Raw genomic sequence first — 9,075 nt, 5'->3', positions numbered from 1 at the left:
TTTTAAGGGCGGCCAAGGGGCAAAAACAGGCACAGGGGGTCACCTACCCGGTAATAAAAACATTGGTAAAATCTCTCAGGTTAGAGGGATTCCAGAAGGTGAACCTGCGATATCGCCGCCAACCTTTGCCAACTTGCACACCGCGGAAGATTTTAAACGATTTGCTGATCGGGTACGTGAAGTAACAGGGGGTATTCCCATTGGCTTTAAATTGAGCGCGAACCATATAGAGGAAGACATTCAATTCGCCCTCGACGCATCAGCCGATTACATTATTTTGGATGGTCGTGGAGGCGGTACAGGCGCTGCGCCAGAAATGTTCCGCGATCATATCAGTGTTCCAACCATTCCGGCGTTAGCTCGCGCAAGGCGCTATCTTAACCAACAAGACACCAGTGGCCGTGTGACTCTTATTGTTACTGGTGGGCTGCGCGTACCAATGGATTTCGTGAAGGCGATGGCCCTCGGCGCTGATGGGGTGGCGATTTCTAACAGTGCCATGCAATCCATAGGCTGCGTCGCGGCTCGAATGTGTAATACCAATAACTGCCCTGCCGGCATTGCCACTCAGAAAGCCGATTTACGCCAACGTTTGAACGTAGACAAAGCGTCTAAGCAACTGCAGAACTTCTTTGAGGCATCCACCGAGCTTATGCAAGTCATGTCTCGCGCTTGCGGGCACGATGCGCTCAGCCAGTTCAACTCGAATGACCTCGCCACTTGGAACCGCGAAATGGCAATGCTTTCTGGGGTTAAGTATTCTGGCGCGACTAAGCTTAATTAGCCTCTATTATGATCGCTAAAATAGCCCAATTGAGGGCTGTTTTTTTATTTTATGGCTCAAAAACCGTTATAAAAAAGACACCAACCTAGATACCCCATATCAAGCTACGTATAACTTAACACCCTCTCACTAGGCATCACTCTCAAATTATTATCTGCGTTTGCTTTAGAATTAAGACACACGGTATTTCTCCGTGATTTCCTTTGACTATGCGCCACCATCACTTTAATTTCACCCCAAAGGTCTAGTCCGTTATGTGTAATTTTCTCAGAGTGGTGCCATTGTATTTGAGATCATTGAACGATCAAAACAAAGACCAATTGACTATTGAGGGGCAGGCAAGCAATTAATAGTCTAGTTTTGTGAGTACTATTAGGTGCTTACATGATTCTTACTACAATTTAATTCATGGATGTTTAAGTGGTTGTTTCAAACACAAAAAAAAATAGGCTTAACTGGCTAGATGTACTAAAAGGCGTGACCGTAACCATGGTAGCGATCCACCACTCCTATCTGGCACTCTTATCAATGTCCTTGCCGTATACTTGGATAGATCCAATTTTAAACAGTTTCAACTATCATGCATCGCATGTTCGTATGTCTGCATTTTTCCTTTCTGGTGGGATCATTTTCTCCTTTGTGAAAGGAAAAAAAACCGAATGGTTCTTCAAAAAACGTTTCCCATTCATGGTCTGGATTATCCTTATTTGGACATTGATTTCATTAGCAAGTGAAGAACTAGGGTTACACCTATACCCTTGGAAATCTTTCCCATTCTTTGCAGAAGGGAGCATATTCTTAGCCCCTTATGGGAACCTTTGGTTCATCATCGCTTTATTGGTCGTGAGTTACTTTGCATCAATAGTTGATCGATTCCAGACGGTAGTAAAAATTACTCTAGCACTATGTTTTTCATATACAGTGCACTTGTGCCTTACTTATTTTCCGCCAGAACAAGCCGTTAATGTCTTGTTGCTAAAAAACTTAGCCTACAAAGCTATTCCATTTTTCATGCTGGGAGCGCTATTCTTTAAGCCTGTATTGGAGCATTCGAGAAACATAGGTGGCGTTGTTGCTTCAACCTTGGTTATGCTGTTGTTGTATGCGGTAACTAACTATTTCTTCGACTCTGATTCTGATTATGGCCACTTATTAACTAAGTATATTCCAGGTACCTTTGCTTTCATTGGCATAATGATTTTGCTTAGCCATGTGAGTGTTTTTTCAAAATTGATTGGTAAAATAGGCAATTGTTCCCTAGAGATATTTCTCACGCATCAGTTCTTTATTGCATTGAGCACTGCCATGATAACCGCAGGGATTATTGATATTAGTAAAGACCATGAAAAACTAGGCGTACTCGTTTTTCCTGTTTTAATCTGTATAGCCTTTGTTCTGGTTACTCTGCCATTAATTCGACCAGTATTGTTTCAGCTACCGCCGACAGGGTTATTCGAAAAGCTACGTCAGAAACGACTAGGTGGAATGTCCGCAAAGTAAAACAACAATCACTCAACTTTTAGTATTAAGTGATAGTTTAATTTAGGGCAATTGCTTAGCTTACTGACGTACAATGCGCGCGAAAACAGATTGATTGGCGCGCATTCCCTCTTGAAGTGACATGGTGCCATACCCCGTATTTTCTATACGTAGTGATTTGCTCATCACCTTCCCCCAACCATTTTCCAACAAAGCTTGTGACTACACAGACAGTATGCGTAAGTCCAAGTCGATATATTTGAGTCAGTTATCTTCTAATTCAAATACTTATAAATGGTTATTGTTATGAAATCACTTAGAGCCTTGCTCTCGCTTACTGCCTTGGCGCTCGCAACAAATGTCGTTGCCGTTGAGCCTAACGCCTATACCCTGCCCACTAGTGATGCGTGGTTAGAGCACGTCAACACTGGGCTTAAACCTTACTGGATGATGGAAGAAGCACAGGGTGTGCCCGTGGGTAACTTCCCTACCTTCCGCTGTGACAACGGAAAATTACTTGATGTGTCCGATGTCTGCCCTGAACTGAAAGCCGGCTGGATCACGCCTCATTTTGGTCGCGAATATACTCGAATGAAATCTCGCCAAACTTACGCATACGGTGTTATTTACCATCTTACGGGTGATAACGCAGCGCTAGAGTTCGCAAAACAAGGCGCTTACTACCTCATCGACACTCTGCAAGATTCGCAAAACGGCGGTTATATTAGCTTTACGGAAGATGGAAAAGCGGGCCTTGATTGGCATCAGCGAACTTCACAAGATCAGGCTTATGCGCTGGTTGGGCTTGCCATGTATTACTACTTAACCCGTGACCCAAAAGTAGAAACGGCACTCATTCAGCAGCAAGCCTTTATTTTCGACCAGTACCGTGTCTCAGATACCGAAGGTTTAGCCTGGGTGCTCAGCGATGGTGATGGTGAAAGCGCCAAACAAAGAGAGCTCGTCGCACAACTTGATCAGATTAATGGCTATTTGCTGTTGGTTGCCCCTTTACTGCCAGAAAAAGCAAAAGAACGTTGGTTAGACGACTTACAATGGCTGACCCAAATAATGGTTAACTCGTATCACTCTAGTGAAGAAGAGCGATTTTACGGAGCGATTCACCACAAAGCGGCCAAAATGCAAAACGCTAAACACAATGATTTTGGCCACACCATCAAAGCCTATTGGATGACCTATTTAACCGCTCAAACGTTAGAGCAACAAGGGCGATTAGAGAACAAAGACTGGTCGTCATTCGCTATTCAAGGGATGGAGGTCATCTTAGAGCGCGCTCAATACACCGCACCATTTGAGACGGTAGCTTCACGATTCTCTGAGATGAATCAAACCCAATGGCAAGGACATGCTGTGCCTGCGTGGCAAGCTCGACCTAATAGTAATGGTGCTGCTTCATGGGAATGGGCAGAGCTTGACCAAGCGGCCATGACCCTTTCCATGCATCACAATCAATTGCGAAAAGAGCTTCACTACACTACACGTACATTCATGGATGTTTGGGTCGATCATAAATTTGGTGGCGTGGGTTTAAACCCCAAATCCACCAAAGCATTCCATTGGGGCAACGGTTACCACCAATTCGAACACGCTCTGGTCGGGTTTATCACCACCAACAAATTGGCCAATCAACCCTTCCAACTCTACTACGCGTTTGAGGAGCTTGAGGGATTGAACATGGCTAACCTACAGCCATACTATTTTGGCGCTAAGATTGAATCGGTGACCCCTATCTCTCCTCATCAACAGAAAGTGACCTTTCAATAGATGAGTTAGCCGCACACTTCCCTGATGATAATTCGTGTCTGTCAGGCGTTTCTGTCAGGGATAGTGCTTTACCTTCAATTGAGCGATTGTGAAACAAACACCTATACTCTATGCATCTTTCCCAATGAGGCATAACTATGTATTCGCATCTTTTCATTGCTCTGCTACTGAGCACCACTCAGCCTCATTCAGAGGAACTGCAAAAACTCTACACTGAAGAAACGGAAATCAACTACGACGATCTGGTTGTGGATGTGCATGGCTATAAGTTACCCACAAGAGCGGCTTTTCGAGGTTGGGTTCTGTTAAATCACGCCGAAGAGAAAGTCACTAAGATTGGTCATCAGCTTCGAGATGCAGGTGTAACCAAAAGCATGCCACTGCACCTCATTCTCTTGCAAGGCACGGATTGGGTGATGAGTAATACCACCTTATTCTCTTTGCCTAACGCAAAGCACTTACCGAATATGATTCGCACGCTCAAATTTATACAAACCCATATCGAGCCCGAAATTGGGGTAGTAATACCCGTTTCAGGAGAGAGAACCGATCTTTATAACCAACAGGCAGGCGGCGCACTTCAAAGTAAACATCTGGAATTTTGCGCATTGGATTTAGTGCCTGCCTCTGACATATCTCGAAAGGATTTACACAAAAAGTTGAAAGCCATTCATGCGAAAGTCGGGCAAAAAAATGAGGTGGGGCTTGGGCTCTATTCTGGTGTTCGTTTCCACATTGACACCTGTGGCTTCAGAAGCTGGTAATTGACACATAAAAGTCATTACGACACACCCAAACAAAGAGTCACTTTAACATGATTTAGATCAATGAAATATTTATACCATTGAAATATATAGCTTTTAAAAGTTGGCACAGTTATCGCAATACTAAATAGTAATTATTACGATTTAGGTGATTAACATGTCAAACAATACTCAGCGCTTTCAAACTCTTCTTTCTGTGTCTAACATCGTTTTGGCTATCACGATTCTGTTTATGATTGGCAGTATCGTCATCGCATACCCGTTAGCGAATCAGTTTTCACTGCCCGTGCAGATCGCAGCCCACATTAGCACTATTGTCATCGCAGCCTTTCTTAAAATAAGCTACGTCACTCGTTGTCTGGCGCAATACAACCTAGGGTTAGAGGTGAGATAAGTCACGCCCTGCCACCTCACGAAGTGAGGCCTTATCGGTTTCAGCTAAAGGCTTCCAAACTCAATAGAACAAATTCTAAGCCTTTAGTTCTATTGAGTTGTGCTGCCTCAGAAAATCGGGATTATTGCTCAAATCGATGGCACTCAATCAACATGGGTCAACCACACCTTCTCACTGATTCAATCAACGAAGTACAACATCGCTTTAAATTAAGAGGTCACCAACGTTGCCTGTTCACAAGTGCTTCCCGCACTGACTCGCATGTTCAGACATAAATTCAAAATCCTTTTATAATTTCATGTACCGGCTAACCGCTAGGTGATCCAACATAATCATGGTGCCGGATTCAGCAATAAACGTTTCTGCCGCATCGGGGTCTATGATCACAGCCCCACTGAGTCAGTTAAGCCAAAGTCAAACAGTAGAGGGCACAAGGGTGTACTTGGCCCGACAAGCAAGCGACTTGGCACCATCGCGCTCTGGTCAAGAATGGTTGATAAACTGCCGTTCATCAGCGTCTGAGCGGTGATCGCTAACTGTTTAGCTTCCGCGTACGCTTTTGGCGCCTCTTCGACAGAAATATCACCCGGTTTAGGCTCTCTTTCTACGATTCGTGATAGTGGTAAACGTTTTTGCGCTCCTCTGAAACCGCCCACAATCACGACACCTTCTCCCGGAGCTTCTATCGCAGATAACCCACCCGTTTTTGTTGCGTACTTCTCCGCTTGCGGAAGACACTCTTTGCGGTTCCACCATGCATTGACAGCCGCTAATCCTAAAGAGCGCATCAGGGAGTCTGTAGAACATAGGTAAGAGGCAAGTTCGCTTATGGGCTTACCAGAAAAGCCTTCAGGCGGTCTTACCGTACGAGCCCCCTCGGTTCCTCTGTCTGGACTTCTTGCCACTCCACAAAGACCACCAGCCCTCACCATTGTCCAATTCAATCCGATGATGACCTTATCGACAGGAGTATCACTCGTAACACTGTCTGCCAGTACCTGCTCAATTGTTCTGTCTACTTCGTTCTTGCTCATTTAATCTCCTGAGTGTCAGCCTAATCTTCGTAAAACATATACTCAGAATTCATGAATGTCCCTTTTTCTTTGCCACTAAGGTTATAGCGGCCAAGTTTTCTTTGTGTTTTCTAAAGATTTTTCGCATGCCTTTGACTCGGCTTCTAGCTTGGGGCTTTGTTAGCAGGTTCTTGGCTATTTTCAGAAAACCAATGACTCCCTCATCATCGATCATTCGCTTTGGTTCTAGGAGGTGCATCGGAGCCACCGCCTCAAATTCAATCTCAAAGCCGTTGTCGATCATCAGTTTTTTCCACTCAGATGGCGTAAGTGGTTTGGCTGGATGCTGAATCGTTTCTGATACTTCTTTCTGAATCGAGCGTTTTACATCTTGGTCAATACTGTCAGGAGAGATACAGAGTTCGTGAATACCGTAGCGCCCACCTTGCTCTAGAATTCGAGCGGCTTCAGCGACAATCTCGTTTTTTCTCGCATCCGATTGCATGGTCAACATGGCTTCCCCATAAACAACGGTCGCGACATGGCTATCTAAACTCGTGTCTTGGGCATTGCCAACCTTACAAACCTGTTCTTTACCGTTTAAGTATGAACGTACGATCTCTGCGGCCTGTTCGTTTTGCTCGATTGCCGTATAGCTTTCTGGTGCATTTTCGAGGCATAAACGCGCTGTGTAACCCATACCTGGAGCGAACTCAACCACCTTGTCAAAGGGTGTCACTTTCAAACCCTGAAGCATTTTCAGGGTCAGCTCTTTGCCTCCCGGCCGCAGGACTTTTTTGCCTAACTGAGCGAGAACCCAGTGCCCTGGCGTTTTTGACACTTCACGCCTTTCGTTTGGCATGGCTAATTTTCCAGACATATCGACTCCTAGGCAGAAAGAATGATTGGCAGCATCAACATGAGAACAGCAATAATAGCTATCCATTGAAAAGCAGGGCTGAGGTTTTCCATAGCGAATCCTTCTACTGGTGGTTGCGTCTTTGATAATAATGATTATTATTTACATTCTATGTCTATACATAAGAAACTCTGCTTGATTATTATCAAGACAAGGATTGCACAGTGCCGGATTCCATTATTTCTCTGCTGAACGGGGAACAGAAAAAACAGTTATTTGCCGCACGTAAGTCCATTAAATACTTTTCGGGTCACCAACTTTTTGATCAGGGAGACAGCGCCGATCGTATGTTTCTTGTAGATAAAGGTAAGGTTTCGCTGTATCGCCTAATGCCAAACGGCGATGAGAAGCTGTTTAAAGTCTTTCTTGCTGGAGAGCTCATTGCAGAGATGGCGATGTTTATGGATCCTAGGAAATACCCAATGAGCGCGAGAGTGGAACAAGAGACAGAGCTGTCAGTTTTTGAATATCAAGACGTTCTAAACCTGTTTTCTGGTTCTCCAGCGCTTTCTATTAAGGTGATGGCATTCATGAGCAATAAAATATGCCATCTCATGAACACGCTCAATATTCTTACTCAGGTCAATGCTAACCAAAGGTTGGTCATGAAACTTGCTGAAATTTATCGTCTTCAGCTAGTGAAAGAAGGCACCGTTGCTCTTCCCGTCACAAAGAAATTGTTAGCCACTCAACTCGGTATGACACCAGAAACACTGTCTCGAGCCATCAAAAAGCTCAAAATCGATGGGCACATTATTGAATCCGGAAACCATATCACCCTTGTTGATATCGCTTCACTGTGTCGCTCGGTTGACTTAACACCTGATATTTTTGGCCAGCCATCGAGTGCCCAAAAGTCGGCTGAACGCTAGTGTTATGATTAATGACACCTGACCCAAATTCCCGTTTATGCTTGAATGTTTTAACCCTTCATAAGAACGATCTCACTTGCGGCGCTTGCCCATCGCGATTCCATCTCGAATATTCAACGCCATCAAGCTCAAATTCACTAGACCTGCCACCAACTCTATCCCTTGCACTAAATAGAACACACCATCGAACTGCAATCGTTCAGCGAGATACAGAAGATAGAAGGCGCAAGGGGTCAGGATTAACAGGCCATTTAGCGCAATAATGGGTGTACGCTTTTTCTTCGCAACAATTTTCGTATTTTGGCTGTTACCCGCCATTTTTGTTCCGGTTATGCCCACAACCGCCATCGTCGGAATCAAGAAGAGCACCGCATAAGAAATGACCCTTTTCACTTCAATTATGTTCTGTTGACTGCCTAGCAGCTCCACTAACACTGTGCTGGTAAAAAAGCTCAGTATCATAAGAAACGCGATAATAGCGGCAATTTTGTGTAGGGTTTTTATTGATGTTCTCATGGTCTTCTTCCTTATTTAGGTCTATTTCGTGACGAATAGTTATTTGATTGCTCGTGTCGTTACCATCGAGAGCGGTAGCTTCGGTGACAGTTTCGGCAGGTCGAGTTAGCACTCTCAATTGCGTCGTTTGCCATGGTTGGATCACGACGTTGACTCGCTTTTTCGAGATCAGAGAAGCTCATTGTCATTTGTCTGAGTAACCGGTCAAACTTACCAGGACTATCCCATATCTTCTCTTTTGCTTTGCTGCCGGTATGACTGCCAGCCGGAAAAGAATCATTCAGCACGAGGCCATATTGTTTCAGTAATTCACTGTGCTGCTTTAATTCAACCCAATCTGTTTTACTGCCGTTAATTAATCGCTTAGCGCTATCGAGTTCCTGTTCTATGTGACTAAATGCGGCCTGCCTATCATCGATCTGTTTTTCATAGTCATTTGCAAAAACCCACAACGGCGTAGCTAACAAGGCCAACACGGCGAATTTGTTCATTCGTTTATTCCTCTCTTTTCTTGTTGGTGTGTTGAGTTCTAATTTAATTTACACTGCA

10 protein-coding genes are annotated in these 9,075 nt (G+C 44.4%); 6 read left to right on the top strand and 4 right to left on the bottom strand.

The features are described 5' to 3' along the window. The 5 genes from BCU12_RS07925 to BCU12_RS07905 all read left to right on the top strand — a co-directional run. A partial coding sequence (locus BCU12_RS07925; RefSeq protein WP_133153833.1) for an FMN-binding glutamate synthase family protein occupies nt 1–784 on the top strand: 784 nt, incomplete at its 5' end. A 420-nt stretch (nt 785–1,204) separates the two neighbouring features. Next, nucleotides 1,205–2,284, top strand: a complete 1,080-nt coding sequence (locus tag BCU12_RS07920) for an acyltransferase (protein ID WP_102403798.1) — start codon at nt 1,205–1,207, stop codon at nt 2,282–2,284. A gap of 285 nt (nt 2,285–2,569) precedes the next feature. Continuing rightward, nucleotides 2,570–4,048: an N-acylglucosamine 2-epimerase gene (locus BCU12_RS07915; protein WP_102403797.1), complete on the top strand. Its 1,479-nt coding sequence runs from the start codon at nt 2,570–2,572 to the stop codon at nt 4,046–4,048. Between the two features lie 137 nt (nt 4,049–4,185). Next, nucleotides 4,186–4,812 (top strand): D-Ala-D-Ala carboxypeptidase family metallohydrolase, encoded by a 627-nt coding sequence (locus tag BCU12_RS07910; protein ID WP_102403796.1) that lies wholly within the window; start codon nt 4,186–4,188, stop codon nt 4,810–4,812. 157 nt (nt 4,813–4,969) lie between these two features. Further along, nucleotides 4,970–5,206 carry a hypothetical protein gene (locus BCU12_RS07905; protein ID WP_102403795.1) on the top strand — a complete coding sequence of 79 codons (237 nt, stop codon included), beginning with the start codon at nt 4,970–4,972 and terminating at the stop codon, nt 5,204–5,206. Nucleotides 5,207–5,589: 383 nt separating this feature from the next. Here the strand turns inward: BCU12_RS07905 and BCU12_RS07900 are convergent, their stop codons facing one another. Together BCU12_RS07900 and BCU12_RS07895 are read right to left on the bottom strand one after the other, a co-directional pair. Then, entirely contained in the window at nt 5,590–6,240 is a 651-nt protein-coding gene (locus BCU12_RS07900) for a DUF4213 domain-containing proteins (protein WP_102403794.1), read from the bottom strand. Between the two features lie 49 nt (nt 6,241–6,289). Beyond that, entirely contained in the window at nt 6,290–7,099 is an 810-nt protein-coding gene (locus tag BCU12_RS07895) for a methyltransferase domain-containing protein (protein WP_102403793.1), read from the bottom strand. 203 nt (nt 7,100–7,302) lie between these two features. Between BCU12_RS07895 and BCU12_RS07890 the strand changes: the two genes are divergently transcribed. Further along, nucleotides 7,303–8,010 (top strand): Crp/Fnr family transcriptional regulator, encoded by a 708-nt coding sequence (locus BCU12_RS07890; RefSeq protein ID WP_102403792.1) that lies wholly within the window; start codon nt 7,303–7,305, stop codon nt 8,008–8,010. Between the two features lie 72 nt (nt 8,011–8,082). Here the strand turns inward: BCU12_RS07890 and BCU12_RS07885 are convergent, their stop codons facing one another. Together BCU12_RS07885 and BCU12_RS07880 are read right to left on the bottom strand one after the other, a co-directional pair. Then, complete coding sequence (locus BCU12_RS07885) at nt 8,083–8,526, bottom strand: hypothetical protein (RefSeq protein ID WP_102403791.1); 444 nt, start codon at nt 8,524–8,526, stop codon at nt 8,083–8,085. Between the two features lie 59 nt (nt 8,527–8,585). After that, nucleotides 8,586–9,017, bottom strand: coding sequence for a cytochrome c (locus BCU12_RS07880; protein ID WP_102403790.1), 432 nt, complete (start codon nt 9,015–9,017; stop codon nt 8,586–8,588). Nucleotides 9,018–9,075: the final 58 nt, after the last annotated feature.

The sequence above is a fragment of the Vibrio sp. 10N.261.55.A7 genome (assembly GCF_002877365.1).
GTDB lineage: Bacteria > Pseudomonadota > Gammaproteobacteria > Enterobacterales > Vibrionaceae > Vibrio.
The sequence above is the reverse complement of the archived record's forward strand: the minus strand, read 5'-3'. Positions and strand labels throughout refer to the sequence as shown.

Excerpts from the sequence above, each read along its gene's own strand:
- BCU12_RS07900 (WP_102403794.1), bottom strand. The coding sequence starts at position 6,240 with ATGAGCAAGAACGAAGTAGACAGAACAATTGAGCAGGTACTGGCAGAC.
- BCU12_RS07915 (WP_102403797.1), top strand. The coding sequence starts at position 2,570 with ATGAAATCACTTAGAGCCTTGCTCTCGCTTACTGCCTTGGCGCTCGCA.
- BCU12_RS07905 (WP_102403795.1), top strand. The coding sequence starts at position 4,970 with ATGTCAAACAATACTCAGCGCTTTCAAACTCTTCTTTCTGTGTCTAAC.
- BCU12_RS07880 (WP_102403790.1), bottom strand. The coding sequence starts at position 9,017 with ATGAACAAATTCGCCGTGTTGGCCTTGTTAGCTACGCCGTTGTGGGTT.
- BCU12_RS07910 (WP_102403796.1), top strand. The coding sequence starts at position 4,186 with ATGTATTCGCATCTTTTCATTGCTCTGCTACTGAGCACCACTCAGCCT.
- BCU12_RS07895 (WP_102403793.1), bottom strand. The coding sequence starts at position 7,099 with ATGTCTGGAAAATTAGCCATGCCAAACGAAAGGCGTGAAGTGTCAAAA.
- BCU12_RS07885 (WP_102403791.1), bottom strand. The coding sequence starts at position 8,526 with ATGAGAACATCAATAAAAACCCTACACAAAATTGCCGCTATTATCGCG.